Source organism: Variovorax palleresanus (genome assembly GCF_051144945.1).
GTDB lineage: Bacteria > Pseudomonadota > Gammaproteobacteria > Burkholderiales > Burkholderiaceae_C > Variovorax > Variovorax paradoxus_S.
This window is the reverse complement of record NZ_JBJNVP010000002.1, coordinates 790,478-806,917: the sequence shown is the minus strand read 5'-3', so window position 1 is coordinate 806,917 and position 16,440 is coordinate 790,478. Positions and strand designations below refer to the sequence as shown.

The following is a 16,440-nucleotide window of genomic DNA, read 5'->3' as shown; positions in this document are numbered from 1 at the left end:
GCTATCAAAACAGGAGCAAAACATGAGCCTCTTCAACAAAGTCACCAAGTCCTTCCAGTGGGGCGACAAGACCGTCGTCATGGAAACGGGTGAAATCGCCCGCCAAGCCAGCGGCGCCGTGGTGGTCGACATCGACGGCACCGTGATCCTCGCGACCGTGGTTGCCTCCAAGACCGCCAAGCCGGGCCAGGACTTCTTTCCGCTGACCGTCGACTACATCGAGAAGACCTACGCCGCGGGCAAGATCCCCGGCAGCTTCTTCAAGCGCGAAGCCAAGCCCAGCGAACATGAAACCCTGACCAGCCGCCTGATCGACCGTCCGATCCGCCCGCTGTTCCCCGAAGGCTTCCTGAACGAAGTGCACGTGGTCATCCACACGCTGTCGCTCAACCCCGAAGTCGACGCCGACATCGCCGCCATGATCGGCGTGAGCGCCGCGCTGTCGATTTCCGGCATTCCCTTCAGCGGCCCGATCGGCGCCGCGCGCGTGGGCTACATCAACGGCCAGTACGTGCTGAATCCGGGCCAGACCGCCCGCAAGGATTCGCAGATGGACCTCGTCGTCGCCGGCACCGAAGCGGCCGTGCTGATGGTCGAATCCGAAGCGCAGCAACTCAGCGAAGAAATCATGCTGGGCGGCGTGGTGTTTGGTCATGAACAAGCCAACATCGCGATCAACGCGATCCATGAACTCGTGCGCGACGCCGGCAAGCCGGTGTGGGACTGGCAAGCGCCGGCCGAAGACGAAGCCTTCGTTGCCAAGGTCAAGAGCCTGGCCGAAGAAAAGCTGCGCGCCGTCTACCAGATCCGCAGCAAGCAAGCCCGCACGCAAGCCCTGCGCGAAGCCAATGCCAGCGTGATGAACACGCTGAAGGAAAGCGGCGAACCCTTCGACGCCGGCAAGGTCAACGACCTGCTGTTCTCGATCGAGTCGAAGATCGTCCGCAGCCAGATTCTCTCGGGCGAACCCCGCATCGACGGCCGCGACACGCGCACCGTGCGCCCCATCGAGATCCGCAACTCCGTGCTGCCCCGCACCCACGGCTCGGCGCTGTTCACGCGCGGCGAGACGCAGGGCCTGGTCATCACCACGCTCGGCACCGAACGCGACGCACAGCGCATCGACGCGCTGGCCGGCGAGTACGAAGACCGCTTCCTGTTCCACTACAACATGCCTCCCTTCGCCACCGGTGAAGTGGGCCGCATGGGCTCGACCAAGCGCCGCGAAATCGGCCACGGCCGCCTGGCCAAGCGCGCGCTCGTCGCCGTGCTGCCGACCAAGGAAGAATTCCCGTACACCATTCGCGTGGTGTCGGAAATCACCGAATCGAACGGCTCCTCGTCGATGGCTTCGGTCTGCGGCGGCTGCCTGTCGATGATGGACGCCGGCGTGCCGATGAAGGCCCACGTGGCCGGCATTGCCATGGGCCTCATCAAGGAAGACAACCGCTTTGCGGTGCTGACCGACATCCTGGGCGACGAAGATCACCTGGGCGACATGGACTTCAAGGTGGCCGGCACGACCAACGGCATCACCGCGCTGCAGATGGACATCAAGATCCAGGGCATCACCAAGGAAATCATGCAGGTCGCACTGGCGCAAGCCAAGGAGGCGCGCATGCACATCCTGGGCAAGATGCAGGAAGCCATGGGCGAGGCCAAGACCGAGGTGTCGCAATTCGCACCGCGCCTGACCACGCTGAAGATCAACCCCGAGAAGATCCGCGACGTGATCGGCAAGGGCGGCGCGGTCATTCGCGGCCTGCAGGAAGAAACCGGCACGACGATCAACATCGACGAAGACGGCACCATCACCATCGCCTCGACCGATCCGGAAAAGGCAGAGTTCGCCAAGCGGCGCATCGAGCAGATCACCGCCGAAGTCGAAATCGGCAAGGTCTACGAAGGCCCGGTCACCAAGATCCTGGACTTCGGCGCGCTCATCAACCTCTTGCCCGGCAAGGACGGCCTGCTGCACATCAGCCAGATCGCGCACGAACGCGTCGAGAAGGTGACCGACTATCTGAGCGAAGGCCAGATCGTCAAGGTCAAGGTCCTCGAGACGGACGAAAAGGGCCGCGTCAAGCTGTCCATGAAGGCCCTGACCGAGCGTCCGGCCGGCATGGAGTTCCAGGAACGCGCGCCGCGTGAAGACCGTGGCGACCGTGGTGATCGCGGCGGCGAGCGCCGCGAGCGTTCGGACCGTGGCGACCGTGGCGGTGACCGCGGTGGCGATCGTGGCGAACGTGCGCCGCGTTTCAGCAACGAGCAGCAACAGCAGCCGCGCAACGAGCAGCCGCAGGCGCCCGTTGGCGAGCCGCAGTACGCACCGCGCGAACCGCAAGAGTAAGTAGAGAAGAAGGGCGCAACGGCGGCCATGGCTGCCGTTGCCATCTTTTTGAACAGCTAACCACGCCCGTTCCGCGGGCGTTGCAGGCCAAAGACCATGAAAGCCATTGAAATCACTTCGTACGGCGCCCCTGAGGTGCTGCGCGCCGTGGAGCGTCCCGATCCGGTGGCCGGTGCGGGCGAGTTGCTGATTCGCGTGGCGGCCAGCGGTGTGAACCGTCCGGACGTGCTGCAGCGCAAGGGGCATTATCCGGTGCCGCCGGGCGCTTCCGACCTGCCGGGCCTCGAAGTGGCCGGCGAGATCGTGTCGGGCGACGCCGCGGCCTTGGCCGAGGCGGGTTTCAAGATCGGTGACCGCGTCTGTGCGCTGATCGCGGGCGGGGGCTATGCGCAGCTGTGCGTGGCGCCCGTGGTGCAATGCCTGCCGGTGCCCAAGGGCTGGAGCGATACCGAGGCAGCCTCGCTGCCCGAGACTTTCTTCACCGTCTGGAGCAACGTGTTCGAGCGGGGCCGTCTGCAAAAGGGCGAAACCCTGCTGATCCAAGGCGGCTCGAGCGGCATCGGCGTGACGGCCATCCAGATCGCCAAGGCACTGGGTGCGACCGTGATCGTCACGGCCGGCAGCGATGACAAGTGCGAAGCCTGCAAGGCGCTGGGCGCCGACCACGCCATCAACTACCGCACGAGCGACTTCGCCGAGGAGGCAAAGAAGCTCACTGGCGGCAAGGGCGTGGACGTGATTCTCGACATGGTCGCCGGCGACTACGTGGCCCGCGAGATCGAATGCATGGCCGAAGACGGCCGGCTGGTGATCATCGCGGTGCAGGGCGGGGTCAAGAGCGACTTCAACGCGGGCCTGGTGCTGCGCAAGCGGCTGGTGATCACCGGCTCGACCCTGCGGCCCCGGCCGGTGGCCTTCAAGGGGGCCATTGCCAAGGCGCTGCGCGAGAAGGTCTGGCCGCTGCTCGAAAGCGGCGCGATCAAGCCCGTGATCCACAGCACCTTTGTGGCGGGCGGCGAACCCAGCGGCGCCGCGCAGGCGCATGCGCTGATGGAATCCAACCAGCACATCGGCAAGATCGTGCTGACATGGTGACGGGCAACAACACGATGACAACGACCAAAAAGAAGCTGATCGCGGGCAACTGGAAGATGAACGGCAGCCTTGCTGCCAACGAGTCGCTGGTGAAGGCCCTGCAGCAGGGCCTGGCCGCGGCGCCGGCCAGCTGCGATATCGCGCTTTGCGCGCCGGCCCCGTATTTCGCCCAGCTGCAATCGCTGCTGGCGGGCTCTGCGGCCATGGCGCTTGGCGCACAGGACATCTCGGCGCACCCGCAAGGTGCGTTCACGGGCGAGCAATCGGCGGCCATGCTGAAGGAATTCGGCGTGCGCTATACGATCGTCGGCCATTCGGAGCGCCGCCAGTACCACGGCGAAACCGACGAAGCGGTGGCGGCCAAGACGGCGGCTGCGCTGGCGAACGGCATCACGCCGATCGTCTGCGTGGGCGAAACGCTGGCCGAGCGCGAAGCGGGGCATACCGAAGAAGTCGTCAAGCGCCAGCTGGCGGCGGTGATCCACGTCAACGGCCACTGCATCAGCGAAATCGTGGTGGCCTACGAGCCCGTCTGGGCCATCGGCACCGGCAAGACGGCCACGCCCGAGCAGGCGCAGGCGGTGCATGCCGTGCTGCGTGCGCAGCTGCACCACGCCGCCAGCGAACACGCGGCCGGCATCTGCATTCTCTATGGCGGCAGCATGAACGCGGCCAACGCCGCAGAGCTGCTCGCGCAGCCTGACATCGACGGCGGCCTCATTGGTGGCGCGTCGCTCAAGGCCCCCGACTTTTTGCAGATCATTTCCGCCGCCGCTCGCTGAACCCGAGCCGCGGCTGTCATCAATTAGGAGTAAGAACGAATGAATGTGGTCCTCAATCTTCTGGTCGGCGTGCAGATGCTGTCGGCCCTTGCAATGATCGGGCTGATCCTGATCCAGCACGGCAAGGGCGCCGACATGGGCGCGGCCTTCGGCAGCGGCAGTGCCGGCAGCCTGTTCGGTGCCAGCGGCAGCGCGAATTTCCTTTCGCGCACCACGGCTGTCCTGGCGGCGGTGTTCTTTGCGAGCACGCTGCTGCTGGCCTACTTCAGCCATGCACGGCCCACGGGCGGCGGCAGCCTGCTGGAGCGCGCGGCCGTCGGCACGCCCGCAACCCCCGCGTCAGCCGCGGCGGGGCAAATTCCTTCGGGCACATCCGGTGCGGCGCCTGCCAAGGCACCAGCTTCGGCACCTGCCGCACCTGTTTCGGGCCCGGGTCAGATCCCGAACAAATAATCAAGTTGTTTTCATGAAGCTGCCAGCGAGAAACGGCTTCATTTCAGGGTAAACTCTAAAGCTGTTCGGAAAGCCAAACACCTTTCCAGGTACCTCATGCCATCCGAACAAAAAACCGCGGTCGTGGTGAAATTGGTAGACACGCTATCTTGAGGGGGTAGTGGCGAAAGCTGTGCGAGTTCGAGTCTCGCCGACCGCACCAAATCTCACTGGCAGAAACCTCATCCGAGTGTTTTTCTGCCGGTGGCAAGCGGTGAAAAATCTCCCGATGAACCTCGATTCCTATCTCCCCGTCCTTTTGTTCATTCTGGTCGGTGTCGGTGTAGGTGTCGCACCGCAAGTCATCGGCTACATCCTGGGTCCCAATCGGCCCGACGCAGCGAAGAACGCTCCCTACGAGTGCGGCTTCGAGGCCTTCGAGGATGCGCGCATGAAATTCGACGTGCGCTATTACCTCGTCGCCATTCTCTTCATCCTGTTCGATCTCGAGATTGCCTTTCTCTTTCCGTGGGCCATCGCGCTCAAGGAAATCGGCGCCGTCGGCTTCTGGGCCATGATGATCTTTCTCGCCATCCTCGTCGTGGGCTTTGTCTACGAGTGGAAAAAAGGCGCGCTCGACTGGGAATGACAAGGAATCGACAAAATGGCCATTGAAGGCGTCATGAAAGAGGGCTTCGTCACCACCACCTACGACTCGGTGGTGAATTGGGCGAAGACCGGATCACTCTGGCCGATGACTTTCGGTCTGGCTTGCTGTGCCGTCGAAATGATGCACGCGGGCGCGGCCCGCTACGACATCGACCGTTTCGGCATGCTGTTTCGGCCCAGCCCCCGCCAGTCCGATCTGATGATCGTGGCCGGCACGCTGTGCAACAAGATGGCGCCGGCGCTGCGCAAGGTCTACGACCAGATGCCTGAGCCGCGCTGGGTGCTCTCGATGGGCTCGTGCGCCAATGGCGGCGGCTACTACCACTACAGCTATTCGGTGGTGCGCGGCTGCGACCGCATTGTGCCTGTCGACGTCTATGTGCCGGGTTGCCCGCCCACCGCCGAAGCCCTGCTTTACGGCGTGATCCAGCTGCAGCAGAAGATTCGCCGCACCAACACCATTGCGCGCGCCTGAGGGATTGCCGACGATGACTGACTTTGCAATATCGCCGGAGGTGCTGCGCGCCACCATCGCCGAGGCGCTCGGCGCCCGCGCCAAGAGCGTGACGCTCGCATTGGGCGAGGTGACTGTGGTGGTTGCTGCAGACGCCTACATCGAGGCGGCCACGCTGCTGCGCGACGCGCCCGGCTGCCGCTTCGAGCAGTTGATCGACCTCTGCGGCATGGACTATTCCGACTATCGCGAAGGCGAGTGGCAGGGCGAGCGCTATTGCGTCGTCACGCACCTGCTTTCGGTAAGCCTCAACCAGCGCGTGCGCCTCAAGGTGTTCGCCCCCAACGAAGACCTACCGGTGGTCGATTCGCTCCAGCCCGTCTGGAACGCCGCCACGTGGTTCGAGCGCGAGGCCTTCGACCTCTACGGCATCGTGTTCGAGGGGCACGACGACCTGCGCCGCATTCTTACCGACTACGGCTTCATCGGCCATCCGTTCCGCAAGGACTTCCCGGTGTCCGGCCACGTCGAGATGCGCTACGACGAAGAGCAGAAGCGCGTCGTCTACCAGCCGGTATCGATCGAGCCCCGCGAAATCACGCCGCGCGTGATCCGCGAAGACAACTACGGCAGCGGTTTGCACTGATATGGCCGAAATCAAGAACTACACACTCAACTTCGGTCCCCAGCATCCGGCAGCGCACGGCGTGCTGCGCCTGGTGCTCGAGCTCGACGGCGAAGTGATCCAGCGCGCCGACCCGCACATCGGCCTCTTGCACCGCGCAACCGAAAAGCTCGCCGAGTCGCGCACCTTCATCCAGTCGCTGCCCTACATGGACCGTCTCGACTACGTGTCGATGATGAGCAACGAGCACGCCTACTGCCTCGCCATCGAGCGGATGATGGGCCTGGACGTGCCGATTCGCGCGCAATACATCCGCGTGATGTTCGCCGAGATCACCCGCCTGCTGAACCACCTGCTGTGGCTCGGCGCGCACGGCCTCGACTGCGGTGCGATGAACATGCTCATCTACTGCTTCCGCGAGCGCGAAGACCTGTTCGACATGTACGAAGCCGTGTCGGGCGCGCGCATGCATGCGGCGTACTTCCGTCCGGGCGGCGTCTACCGCGACCTGCCGGACTCCATGCCGCAGTACAAGGTCAGCAAGATCAAGAACGCGAAGGCGATCGAACGTCTCAACGAGAACCGCCAGGGCTCGCTGCTCGACTTCATCGACGACTTCTGCAAGCGCTTCCCGAAGATGGTCGACGAGTACGAAACGCTGCTCACCGACAACCGCATCTGGAAGCAGCGCACCGTGGGCATCGGCGTCGTGACGCCGGAGCGCGCGCTGAACCTCGGCTTCACAGGCCCCATGCTGCGCGGCTCGGGCATCGAATGGGACCTGCGCAAGAAGCAGCCCTACGACGTCTACGACCAGATGCTGTTCGACGTGCCCGTGGGCAAGACCGGCGACTGCTACGACCGCTACCTCGTGCGCGTGGAAGAAATGCGCCAGGCCAACAAGATCATCCAGCAGTGCTCGGCATGGCTGCGTGTCAACTCCGGCCCGGTGATCACCAACAACCACAAGGTCGCAGCGCCAGCGCGCGAATCGATGAAGGCGAACATGGAGGAGCTGATCCACCATTTCAAGCTCTTCACCGAAGGTTTCCACGTGCCCGAAGGCGAGGCGTATGCCGCCGTCGAGCACCCGAAGGGCGAGTTCGGCATCTATCTGGTGAGCGACGGCGCCAACAAGCCGTACCGCCTGAAGATCCGGGCCCCCGGCTTCCCGCACCTTGCCGCCCTCGACGAAATGTCGCGCGGCCACATGATCGCCGACGCTGTCGCGGTGATCGGCACGATGGACATCGTGTTCGGCGAAATCGACAGGTGAGAAAGAGCGAATGACGACTTCCTCGACCCACCATGACACGGCGCCTACGGCGCCTTCTGCTCCTCTGAAGCCTGCGATTCTCGAGCGCTTTGCGCGCGAAGTCGCCAAGTATCCTGAAGCCGGCAAGCAGTCGGCCGTGATGGCCTGCCTGGCCATCGTGCAGCAGGACGAAGGCTTCATCAGCATGCAGCGCGAGCGCGAGATCGCCGAGTACCTCGGCATGGCGCCCATCGCCGTGCACGAGGTCACGACCTTCTACAACATGTACAACCAGCACCCGGTGGGCAAGTTCAAGCTCAACGTGTGCACCAACCTGCCGTGCCAGCTGCGCGACGGCGTCACCGCACTCGTCCACCTCGAGAAGAAGCTCGGCATCAAGATGGGCGAGACCACGGCCGATGGCCTGTTCACGCTGCAGCAGAGCGAATGCCTGGGCGCCTGCGCCGATTCGCCCGTGATGCTGGTCAACGACCGCACCATGTGCAGCTTCATGAGCAACGAGAAGCTCGACCAGCTCATCGACGGATTGCGTGCCTCCACCGGCACCACCAAAGGGGAGGCCGCGTGATGTCGCCCGAACAAGTGCTCCAGCAATTCCAGGCCACGGGCGTCCAGACCTGTTTCCATGACCGCCACATCGAGCCGCAGATCTATGCCGGCCTCGACGGTACCAACTGGCGCCTGGCCGACTACGAAGCGCGCGGCGGCTACAAGGCGCTGCGCAAGATCCTGACCGAGGGCCTCACGCCCGACCAGGTCATTGCCGAAGTGAAGGCTTCGGGCCTGCGCGGCCGCGGCGGCGCGGGTTTTCCGACCGGCCTGAAGTGGAGCTTCATGCCGCGCCAGTTCCCGGGCCAGAAGTACCTCGTCTGCAACTCCGACGAAGGCGAGCCCGGCACGTGCAAGGACCGTGACATCCTGCAGTTCAACCCGCACATCGTGATCGAAGGCATGGCCATCGCCGCGTATGCGATGGGCATCAGCGTGGGCTACAACTACATCCACGGCGAGATCTTCCAGAGCTACGACCGCTTCGAGGAAGCCCTCGAAGAAGCGCGCGCCGCCGGCTACCTCGGCGACAAGATCATGGGCAGCACGTACAACTTCCAGTTGCACGCCGCCCACGGTTTCGGCGCCTACATCTGCGGCGAGGAAACCGCGCTGCTCGAATCGCTCGAAGGCAAGAAAGGCCAGCCGCGCTTCAAGCCGCCGTTCCCGGCGAGCTTTGGCCTGTACGGCAAGCCCACCACCATCAACAACACCGAGACCTTCGCGGCGGTGCCCTGGATCATCAACAACGGCGGTCCGGCCTACCTCGAATGCGGCAAGCCGAACAACGGCGGCACCAAGATCTACTCGGTGAGCGGTGACGTCGAACTGCCCGGCAACTACGAAGTGCCCATGGGCACGCCGTTCTCCAAGCTGTTGGAGCTGTGCGGCGGTGTTCGCAAGGGCCGTACGCTCAAGGCCGTGATCCCCGGCGGATCGTCGTCGCCGGTGCTGCCCGCCGCCATCATGATGGAATGCACGATGGACTACGACTCCATCGCCAAGGCCGGCTCCATGCTCGGTTCGGGCGCCGTCATCGTCATGGACGACAGCCGCTCGATGGTCGAGTCGCTTCGGCGCCTGTCGTACTTCTACATGCACGAGTCCTGCGGCCAGTGCACGCCTTGCCGCGAAGGCACGGGCTGGCTCTACCGCGTGGTCGACCGCATCCACAACGGACAGGGCAGGGCGTCGGACATGGATCTGCTCAACTCCGTGGCAGACAACATCCAGGGCCGTACGATCTGCGCCCTCGGCGACGCGGCGGCCATGCCGGTGCGCGCCATGATCAAGCACTTCCGTCACGAGTTCGAGGCCTTGATTCCGGGCTACGTCCCGAAAGCGCCCGTCAAGGCCTGAGCGCGAGAAGAAACATACTCATGATCGAAATCGAACTCGACGGCAAGAAGGTCGAAGTGACCGAAGGCAGCATGGTGATGCATGCGGCCGACAAGGCGGGCACCTACATCCCGCACTTCTGCTATCACAAGAAGCTCAGCATCGCGGCCAACTGCCGCATGTGCCTGGTCGACGTGGAAAAAGCGCCCAAGCCGATGCCGGCCTGCGCCACGCCCGTCACGCAGGGCATGATCGTTCGCACCAAGAGCGAAAAGGCCATCAAGGCGCAGCAGTCGGTCATGGAGTTCCTCCTGATCAACCACCCGCTGGATTGCCCCATTTGCGACCAGGGCGGCGAATGCCAGCTGCAAGACCTGGCCGTGGGCTACGGCGGTTCTTCTTCGCGCTACGAAGAAGAAAAACGCGTCGTCTTCCACAAGGACGTCGGTCCGCTGATCAGCATGGAAGAAATGAGCCGCTGCATTCATTGCACGCGCTGCGTCCGCTTCGGCCAGGAAGTGGCCGGTGTGATGGAGCTCGGCATGACGCAACGCGGCGAGCACTCCGAAATCGAAACCTTCCTCGGCGACTCGGTCGACTCCGAACTGTCGGGCAACATGATCGACATCTGCCCGGTCGGTGCGCTCACGAGCAAGCCGTTCCGCTACAGCGCCCGCACCTGGGAGTTGTCGCGCCGCAAGTCGGTGAGCCCGCACGATTCCACCGGTGCCAACCTGATCGTCCAGGTCAAGAACAACCGCGTGATGCGCGTGGTGCCGCTCGAGAACGAAGAAGTCAACGAATGCTGGATCGCCGACCGCGACCGCTTCTCCTACGAAGGGCTCAACGGCCCGGAACGCCTCACGCAGCCGATGCTCAAGCAGGGCGGCCAATGGCACCAGGTCGACTGGCAGACCGCGCTCGAATACGTGGCCAACGGCCTGAAGCAGATCAAGGCCGACCACGGCGCGCAGAGCATCGGCACGCTGGCGAGCCCGCACAGCACGCTCGAAGAGCTGCAGCTTGCCGCCATGCTCACGCGTGAACTCGGCAGCGACAACATCGACTATCGCCTGCGCAACGCCGAATTCACGGCGTTCGAAGGCGTGCGCTGGCTCGGCACCTCGATCGCATCGCTCACGCAGCTGCAGCGCGCGCTGGTCGTCGGTTCGAACCTGCGCAAGGACCACCCGCTGTTCGCGCAGCGCATCCGCCAGGCCGTGCGCAAGGGCGCCGCGCTGTCGGTGATTGCCTCGGCCAGCCTGATGGCCGACCGCGACGCGTGGGCCATGAACGTGGCGCAATCGACGATCGCCGAAGCCGACCAGTGGGTCGAGGCGCTGGCCGCCGTGGCCGCGGCCATCGGCCAGACCAATGGCGCCGCTGCGCCGCTGGCACCGAAGAATGCACCGGATGCCACCGCACAAGCCATCGCAGCCTCGCTGCTGAGCGGCGAGCGCAAGGCCATCCTGCTCGGCAACGCCGCTGCCCACCACGCGCAAGCCAGCAGCCTGCTGGCCCTCGCCAACTGGATCGGCGCGCAGACCGGCGCCACCGTCGGCTACCTGACCGAAGCCGCCAACACCGTGGGCGCGCAACTCGTCGGCGCGTTCCCCAGGAATGGCGGCCTCGATGCCGGCCACATGCTGGCGGCGGGTTCCGGCCTCAAGGCGGTGCTGCTGCTCAATACCGAGCCGGTGTTCGACTCGGCCGCGGGCGCCGCAGCCGCCGATGTCATCGGCAATGCGCAAATGGTCGTCACGCTGAGCCCCTTCAAGGCCAACCTCGAGTTCAGCGACGTGCTGCTGCCCATCGCGCCGTTCACCGAAACGCCGGGTACCTTCGTCAATGCCGAAGGCCGCGTGCAAAGCTTCCATGCCGTCGTGAAGCCGCACGGCGAGGCGCGTCCGGCCTGGAAGGTGCTGCGCGTGCTGGCCAACCTGCTCGGCCTGCCGGGCTTTGCCTTCGAATCGACCGCTGACGTGCTGCGCACCATCGGCGACAACGGCGCCGTGCCGGCCGATGCGCTTCGCAATACGACCGCCGCAAAAGCCGTGGCTTCCACCGGCGCGGTTCCCGCACCCGTGGTCGCGAGCATCTACCAGCTCGACTCGATCGTGCGCCGCGCACCGTCGCTGCAACTCACCGCCGATGCGCGCAACGCACTGGCAGCACCGGCCCGTGCCGAGGAGGCATTGGCATGATCGATTCACTGCATGCTTTCGGCCTGGGCCTGGTCCATGCGGGCTGGTGGACAGCCGTGGTCTGGCCCGTGATCTGGACGCTGATCAAGATCATCGTGGTCGTGCTCCCGCTGATGGGGGCCGTGGCCTACCTCACGCTGTGGGAACGCAAGGCCATCGGCTTCACGCAGATCCGCATCGGCCCGAACCGCATCGGCCCGCTGGGCCTGCTGCAGCCCATTGCCGACGCGCTCAAGCTGATGACCAAGGAAATCATCATTCCGACGGTCGCCAACAAGGGCCTGTTCCTGCTGGGCCCGATCATGACCATCATGCCGGCGCTCGCCGCGTGGGCCGTGATTCCCTTCGGCCCCGATGTGGCGCTGGCCAACATCAACGCCGGCCTGCTGTTCGTGATGGCCATCACCTCGCTCGAGGTCTATGGCGTGATCATCGCGGGCTGGGCTTCCAATTCGAAGTACGCCTTCCTGGGCGCGCTGCGCGCCTCGGCACAGATGGTGAGCTATGAAATCGCGATGGGCTTCTGCTTCGTCGTGGTGCTGATGGTCTCGGCCAGCCTGAACATGACCGACATCGTGACAGGGCAGGGCAAGGGCACCTTCGCGTCGATGGGCATCGGGTTCCTGTCGTGGAACTGGCTGTCGCTGCTGCCGATCTTCGTCGTCTACTTCATCTCGGGCCTGGCTGAAACCAACCGCCACCCCTTCGACGTGGTCGAAGGCGAGTCCGAAATCGTCGCGGGCCACATGATCGAGTACTCGGGCATGAGCTTTGCCATGTTCTTCCTGGCCGAGTACGCCAACATGTGGCTGGTCTCGATCCTGTGCGTCGTGCTGTTCCTCGGTGGATGGCTGCCGCCGTTTGAGTTCCTGAGCTTCATTCCCGGCTGGATCTGGCTCGGTGCCAAGACCTTCTGCGTCGTCACCATGTTCCTGTGGGTTCGCTCGACGTTCCCGCGCTTCCGCTACGACCAGATCATGCGTCTGGGCTGGAAGATCTTCATCCCGGTCACGCTCGTGTGGCTGGTCGTGGTCGGTGCCTGGATGCAGACCCCGTTCAATATCTGGAAATAACTGGAAGCGCCAACATCATGTCTGCTGCGCATACCGCAACAACGTCCGCTCCGTTCTCGCTCAAGGATTTTTTGGGCAGCTTCATGCTGTTCGAACTGTTCAAGGGCCTTGCCATCACCGGCAAGTACGCCTTCGCCCGCAAGATCACGGTGCAGTTTCCCGAAGAAAAGACGCCGCTGTCGCCGCGCTTTCGCGGCCTGCACGCGCTGCGCCGCTATGAAAACGGCGAAGAGCGCTGCATTGCCTGCAAGCTCTGCGAGGCCGTGTGCCCGGCGCTCGCCATCACCATCGAATCCGATGTGCGCGACGACGGTTCGCGCCGCACCACGCGCTACGACATCGACCTGACCAAGTGCATCTTCTGCGGCTTCTGCGAAGAGAGCTGCCCGGTCGACTCCATCGTCGAGACCCACATCTTCGAATACCACGGCGAAAAGCGCGGCGACCTGTACTTCACCAAGGACATGCTGCTGGCCGTGGGCGACCGCTACGAAAAAGAAATTGCAGCGAACAAGGCGGCCGACGCCAAGTACCGCTGATCCCGCTCAGCCCGAACCCCGTACCAATTCGAATTCCAAATGGACGTCAAGACCGGTCTGTTCTATCTGTTTGCCGCGGTGCTGCTGTTTGCAGCCTTCCGCGTCATCACCGCCCGCAATCCCGTATACGCCGCGCTGTACCTGGTGCTGGCCTTCTTCCAGGCCTCGGCGATCTGGCTTTTGCTGCGCGCCGAATTTTTGGCGATCTCGCTCGTGCTCGTCTATGTCGGGGCGGTGATGGTGCTGTTCCTGTTCGTCGTGATGATGCTGGACATCAACGTCGACGGCTTGCGGGAGGGCTTCTGGAAGCACTTTCCGCTGGCAGCCGGCGTGGGCGCGCTCATCGCGCTCGAAATGGCGGCCGTGCTGATGGGCGGCTTTCGTCTCGGTGAAGCGCCGCGCGCCATGGCGACCACTTCTCCCAACAGCTCGAACACGCTCGAGCTCGGCAAGCTGCTGTATTCCGAATACCTCTATCCGCTGGAAATTGCCGCGGTCATCCTGCTCGTGGCCATCGTGGCCGCCATTGCACTGACGCTGCGCACCCGCAAGGACAGCAAGTACGTCAACCCGTCGGACCAGGTGCGCGTGAAGGCACGCGACCGCGTTCGCATCGTGCAGATGGCGGTCACGCGCGCCGCCGAGCCCGTGGTGGAAGCACCGGCCGACGCCGCAGCGGCAAAGGAAAACAAGGCATGACGCTCACGCTCGGACACTTTCTATCGCTTGGCGCCATGCTCTTTGCGCTCTCGGTGATCGGCATTTTCCTGAATCGCAAGAACCTCATCGTGCTGCTGATGGCCATCGAACTGATGCTGCTCGCGGTGAATATGAACTTCGTGGCGTTCTCGTACTACCTGGGCGACATGCATGGCCAGATCTTCGTGTTCTTCATCCTGACGGTGGCCGCGGCCGAATCGGCCATCGGTCTCGCGCTGCTGGTCTTGTTGTTCCGCAACAAGTCCAACATCAACGTCGACGAACTCAACTCGCTCAAGGGTTGAAACCAGTATGAGCGCAACCCTTTCCGCATCCACCCTGCTGGCCGTGCCGCTGGCACCCCTGGTCGGCGCCGTCGTCGCCGGCCTGTTCGGCACCAAGTTCGGCGGCAACCACATCGGCCGCAAGGTCACGCATTCGCTGACCATCCTCGGCGTGTTCGTCGCCTTCATCATCTCGGCGATGACGCTGAAGTCGGTCGTCGTGGACGGCGCCCGCTTCAACGCCACCATCTATGAATGGATGGTGGTCGGCGGCCTCAAGATGGAAGTCGGCTTCCTGGTCGACGGCCTCACGGCCATGATGATGTGCGTGGTGACCTTCGTGTCGCTGATGGTGCACGTCTACACCATCGGCTACATGGAAGAAGACGAAGGCTACAACCGCTTCTTCGCCTACATCTCGCTGTTCACCTTCTCGATGCTGATGCTCGTCATGAGCAACAACATGCTCCAGCTGTTCTTCGGCTGGGAAGCGGTGGGCCTGGTGTCGTACCTGCTGATCGGTTTCTGGTTCAACAAGCCGACCGCCATCTTCGCGAACATGAAGGCCTTCCTGGTCAACCGCGTGGGCGACTTCGGCTTCATTCTCGGCATCGGCCTGATCGCGGCCTACGCCGGTACGCTGAACTACGGCGAGGCCTTTGCCAAGGCCAATACGCTGGCTGGCATCACCTTCCCCGGCACCGAGTGGATGCTGGTGACCGTGATCTGCATCTGCCTGTTCATCGGTGCCATGGGCAAGAGCGCACAGTTCCCGCTGCACGTGTGGCTGCCCGACTCGATGGAAGGCCCGACCCCCATCTCGGCGCTGATCCACGCGGCAACCATGGTGACGGCGGGCATCTTCATGGTGGCGCGCATGTCGCCGCTGTTCGAGCTCAGCGACACCGCCTTGAGCTTCATCCTGGTGATCGGTGCCATCACGGCGCTGTTCATGGGCTTCCTCGGCATCATCCAGAACGACATCAAGCGCGTGGTCGCGTACTCGACGCTCTCGCAGCTTGGCTACATGACGGTGGCGCTTGGCGCATCGGCCTATTCGGTCGCGGTGTTCCACCTGATGACGCACGCCTTCTTCAAGGCGCTGCTGTTCCTTGGCGCGGGCTCGGTGATCATCGGCATGCACCACAACCAGGACATCCGCTGGATGGGCGGCGTGCGCAAGTACATGCCGATCACCTGGATCACGTCGCTCGTGGGTTCGCTCGCGCTGATCGGTACGCCGCTCTTCGCCGGTTTCTACTCGAAGGACAGCATCATCGAAGCGGTGCACGAAAGCCACCTGTGGGGCGCGCAGTTCGCCTACTACGCGGTGCTGGCGGGCGTGTTCGTGACGGCGTTCTATTCGTTCCGCATGTACTTCCTGGTGTTCCACGGCAAGGAGCGCTACGACCAGAATCCTGACGCGCACCACCACGACGAACATGCGGAGCACGACGAGAACCATGGCCATCACGGCAAGCCGCACGAATCGCCCTGGGTGGTGTGGCTGCCGCTGGTTCTGCTGGCCATCCCGTCCGTGGTGATCGGTTTCATGACGATCGAGCCGATGCTCTTCGGCGAGTTCTTCAAGGGCGCCATCGCGGTCGACGCCAACAAGCACCATGCCATGAAGGAGCTCGGAGAAGCCTTCCACGGCCCCCTGGCCATGGCGATCCACGGCCTGACGGCGCCGCCGTTCTGGCTGGCGCTGGCCGGCGTGGTGCTCTCGTTCTACATGTACATGGTCAATCCGGCGCTGCCGGCCGCGATCAAGCGCGCCTTCGGCCCGATCTATCGCCTGCTGGACAACAAGTACTACCTCGACTGGTTCAACGAGAACGTCCTCGCCCGTGCCACGCGTGCCTTTGGCACCGGCCTGTGGAAGGGCGGCGACCAGGCGCTGATCGATGGTGCCCTGGTCAACGGTTCATGGAAGGTCGTCGGCCGCATCTCGGGTGCGGTGCGCTGGCTCCAGTCGGGCTACATCTATCACTACGCCTTCGCGATGCTGCTCGGCATCTTCATCCTGATGACGTACTTCGTCTGGTTCAAACGCTGAGCTTTAGCGCTG

16 protein-coding genes and 1 tRNA gene are annotated in these 16,440 nt (G+C 63.8%); all 17 read left to right on the top strand.

Going from position 1 to position 16,440, the window contains the following annotated elements; all coding sequences use genetic code 11:
* Positions 1–22 precede the first annotated feature (22 nt).
* The 17 genes from pnp to nuoL all read left to right on the top strand — a co-directional run bounded on the left by pnp (position 23) and on the right by nuoL (position 16,428).
* The gene (gene pnp, locus ACJ7Z0_RS07535; RefSeq protein ID WP_431129839.1) at positions 23–2,350 is read left to right on the top strand and encodes a polyribonucleotide nucleotidyltransferase; all 2,328 of its coding nucleotides are present in this window, start codon (positions 23–25) and stop codon (positions 2,348–2,350) included.
* Positions 2,351–2,446: 96 nt separating this feature from the next.
* Positions 2,447–3,445 (top strand): NAD(P)H-quinone oxidoreductase, encoded by a 999-nt coding sequence (locus ACJ7Z0_RS07530; protein WP_434789327.1) that lies wholly within the window; start codon positions 2,447–2,449, stop codon positions 3,443–3,445.
* Positions 3,439–4,227, top strand: a complete 789-nt coding sequence (gene tpiA / locus ACJ7Z0_RS07525; RefSeq protein ID WP_434789326.1) for a triose-phosphate isomerase — start codon at positions 3,439–3,441, stop codon at positions 4,225–4,227. The genes ACJ7Z0_RS07530 and tpiA overlap by 7 nt, the downstream gene beginning before the upstream one ends.
* 39 nt (positions 4,228–4,266) lie before the next feature.
* Positions 4,267–4,680: a preprotein translocase subunit SecG gene (gene secG / locus ACJ7Z0_RS07520; protein ID WP_434789325.1), complete on the top strand. Its 414-nt coding sequence runs from the start codon at positions 4,267–4,269 to the stop codon at positions 4,678–4,680.
* 117 nt (positions 4,681–4,797) lie between these two features.
* Positions 4,798–4,882, top strand: a tRNA-Leu gene (locus ACJ7Z0_RS07515).
* A gap of 66 nt (positions 4,883–4,948) precedes the next feature.
* Positions 4,949–5,308 carry an NADH-quinone oxidoreductase subunit A gene (locus ACJ7Z0_RS07510; protein WP_055805154.1) on the top strand — a complete coding sequence of 120 codons (360 nt, stop codon included), beginning with the start codon at positions 4,949–4,951 and terminating at the stop codon, positions 5,306–5,308.
* 15 nt (positions 5,309–5,323) lie between these two features.
* Positions 5,324–5,803: a NuoB/complex I 20 kDa subunit family protein gene (locus ACJ7Z0_RS07505; RefSeq protein ID WP_012748606.1), complete on the top strand. Its 480-nt coding sequence runs from the start codon at positions 5,324–5,326 to the stop codon at positions 5,801–5,803.
* Positions 5,804–5,816: 13 nt separating this feature from the next.
* Positions 5,817–6,428, top strand: a complete 612-nt coding sequence (locus ACJ7Z0_RS07500; RefSeq protein ID WP_434789324.1) for an NADH-quinone oxidoreductase subunit C — start codon at positions 5,817–5,819, stop codon at positions 6,426–6,428.
* Position 6,429: 1 nt separating this feature from the next.
* The gene (locus tag ACJ7Z0_RS07495) at positions 6,430–7,683 is read left to right on the top strand and encodes an NADH-quinone oxidoreductase subunit D (RefSeq protein WP_434789323.1); all 1,254 of its coding nucleotides are present in this window, start codon (positions 6,430–6,432) and stop codon (positions 7,681–7,683) included.
* A gap of 10 nt (positions 7,684–7,693) precedes the next feature.
* Positions 7,694–8,251 carry an NADH-quinone oxidoreductase subunit NuoE family protein gene (locus ACJ7Z0_RS07490; RefSeq protein ID WP_431129857.1) on the top strand — a complete coding sequence of 186 codons (558 nt, stop codon included), beginning with the start codon at positions 7,694–7,696 and terminating at the stop codon, positions 8,249–8,251.
* On the top strand, positions 8,251–9,591 hold the full coding sequence (gene nuoF / locus ACJ7Z0_RS07485) for an NADH-quinone oxidoreductase subunit NuoF (protein ID WP_434789322.1): 1,341 nt from the start codon (positions 8,251–8,253) through the stop codon (positions 9,589–9,591). The genes ACJ7Z0_RS07490 and nuoF overlap by 1 nt, the downstream gene beginning before the upstream one ends.
* 20 nt (positions 9,592–9,611) lie before the next feature.
* The gene (gene nuoG, locus ACJ7Z0_RS07480; protein WP_434789321.1) at positions 9,612–11,774 is read left to right on the top strand and encodes an NADH-quinone oxidoreductase subunit NuoG; all 2,163 of its coding nucleotides are present in this window, start codon (positions 9,612–9,614) and stop codon (positions 11,772–11,774) included.
* Positions 11,771–12,847: an NADH-quinone oxidoreductase subunit NuoH gene (gene nuoH / locus ACJ7Z0_RS07475; RefSeq protein ID WP_093017439.1), complete on the top strand. Its 1,077-nt coding sequence runs from the start codon at positions 11,771–11,773 to the stop codon at positions 12,845–12,847. Before nuoG ends, nuoH begins: the two co-directional genes overlap by 4 nt.
* A 17-nt stretch (positions 12,848–12,864) precedes the next feature.
* Positions 12,865–13,386 carry an NADH-quinone oxidoreductase subunit NuoI gene (gene nuoI / locus ACJ7Z0_RS07470; protein ID WP_055805171.1) on the top strand — a complete coding sequence of 174 codons (522 nt, stop codon included), beginning with the start codon at positions 12,865–12,867 and terminating at the stop codon, positions 13,384–13,386.
* 39 nt (positions 13,387–13,425) lie between these two features.
* Positions 13,426–14,085, top strand: a complete 660-nt coding sequence (locus tag ACJ7Z0_RS07465; RefSeq protein ID WP_434789320.1) for an NADH-quinone oxidoreductase subunit J — start codon at positions 13,426–13,428, stop codon at positions 14,083–14,085.
* Positions 14,082–14,390 carry an NADH-quinone oxidoreductase subunit NuoK gene (nuoK, locus tag ACJ7Z0_RS07460; protein ID WP_012748597.1) on the top strand — a complete coding sequence of 103 codons (309 nt, stop codon included), beginning with the start codon at positions 14,082–14,084 and terminating at the stop codon, positions 14,388–14,390. Before ACJ7Z0_RS07465 ends, nuoK begins: the two co-directional genes overlap by 4 nt.
* A gap of 7 nt (positions 14,391–14,397) precedes the next feature.
* Positions 14,398–16,428: an NADH-quinone oxidoreductase subunit L gene (gene nuoL / locus ACJ7Z0_RS07455; RefSeq protein ID WP_434789319.1), complete on the top strand. Its 2,031-nt coding sequence runs from the start codon at positions 14,398–14,400 to the stop codon at positions 16,426–16,428.
* The last annotated feature ends 12 nt before the right edge of the window (positions 16,429–16,440 follow it).

Coding starts and splice junctions, on each gene's coding strand:
- pnp (WP_431129839.1), top strand. CDS start 23: ATGAGCCTCTTCAACAAAGTCACCAAGTCCTTCCAGTGGGGCGACAAG.
- ACJ7Z0_RS07530 (WP_434789327.1), top strand. CDS start 2,447: ATGAAAGCCATTGAAATCACTTCGTACGGCGCCCCTGAGGTGCTGCGC.
- tpiA (WP_434789326.1), top strand. CDS start 3,439: ATGGTGACGGGCAACAACACGATGACAACGACCAAAAAGAAGCTGATC.
- secG (WP_434789325.1), top strand. CDS start 4,267: ATGAATGTGGTCCTCAATCTTCTGGTCGGCGTGCAGATGCTGTCGGCC.
- ACJ7Z0_RS07510 (WP_055805154.1), top strand. CDS start 4,949: ATGAACCTCGATTCCTATCTCCCCGTCCTTTTGTTCATTCTGGTCGGT.
- ACJ7Z0_RS07505 (WP_012748606.1), top strand. CDS start 5,324: ATGGCCATTGAAGGCGTCATGAAAGAGGGCTTCGTCACCACCACCTAC.
- ACJ7Z0_RS07500 (WP_434789324.1), top strand. CDS start 5,817: ATGACTGACTTTGCAATATCGCCGGAGGTGCTGCGCGCCACCATCGCC.
- ACJ7Z0_RS07495 (WP_434789323.1), top strand. CDS start 6,430: ATGGCCGAAATCAAGAACTACACACTCAACTTCGGTCCCCAGCATCCG.
- ACJ7Z0_RS07490 (WP_431129857.1), top strand. CDS start 7,694: ATGACGACTTCCTCGACCCACCATGACACGGCGCCTACGGCGCCTTCT.
- nuoF (WP_434789322.1), top strand. CDS start 8,251: ATGTCGCCCGAACAAGTGCTCCAGCAATTCCAGGCCACGGGCGTCCAG.
- nuoG (WP_434789321.1), top strand. CDS start 9,612: ATGATCGAAATCGAACTCGACGGCAAGAAGGTCGAAGTGACCGAAGGC.
- nuoH (WP_093017439.1), top strand. CDS start 11,771: ATGATCGATTCACTGCATGCTTTCGGCCTGGGCCTGGTCCATGCGGGC.
- nuoI (WP_055805171.1), top strand. CDS start 12,865: ATGTCTGCTGCGCATACCGCAACAACGTCCGCTCCGTTCTCGCTCAAG.
- ACJ7Z0_RS07465 (WP_434789320.1), top strand. CDS start 13,426: ATGGACGTCAAGACCGGTCTGTTCTATCTGTTTGCCGCGGTGCTGCTG.
- nuoK (WP_012748597.1), top strand. CDS start 14,082: ATGACGCTCACGCTCGGACACTTTCTATCGCTTGGCGCCATGCTCTTT.
- nuoL (WP_434789319.1), top strand. CDS start 14,398: ATGAGCGCAACCCTTTCCGCATCCACCCTGCTGGCCGTGCCGCTGGCA.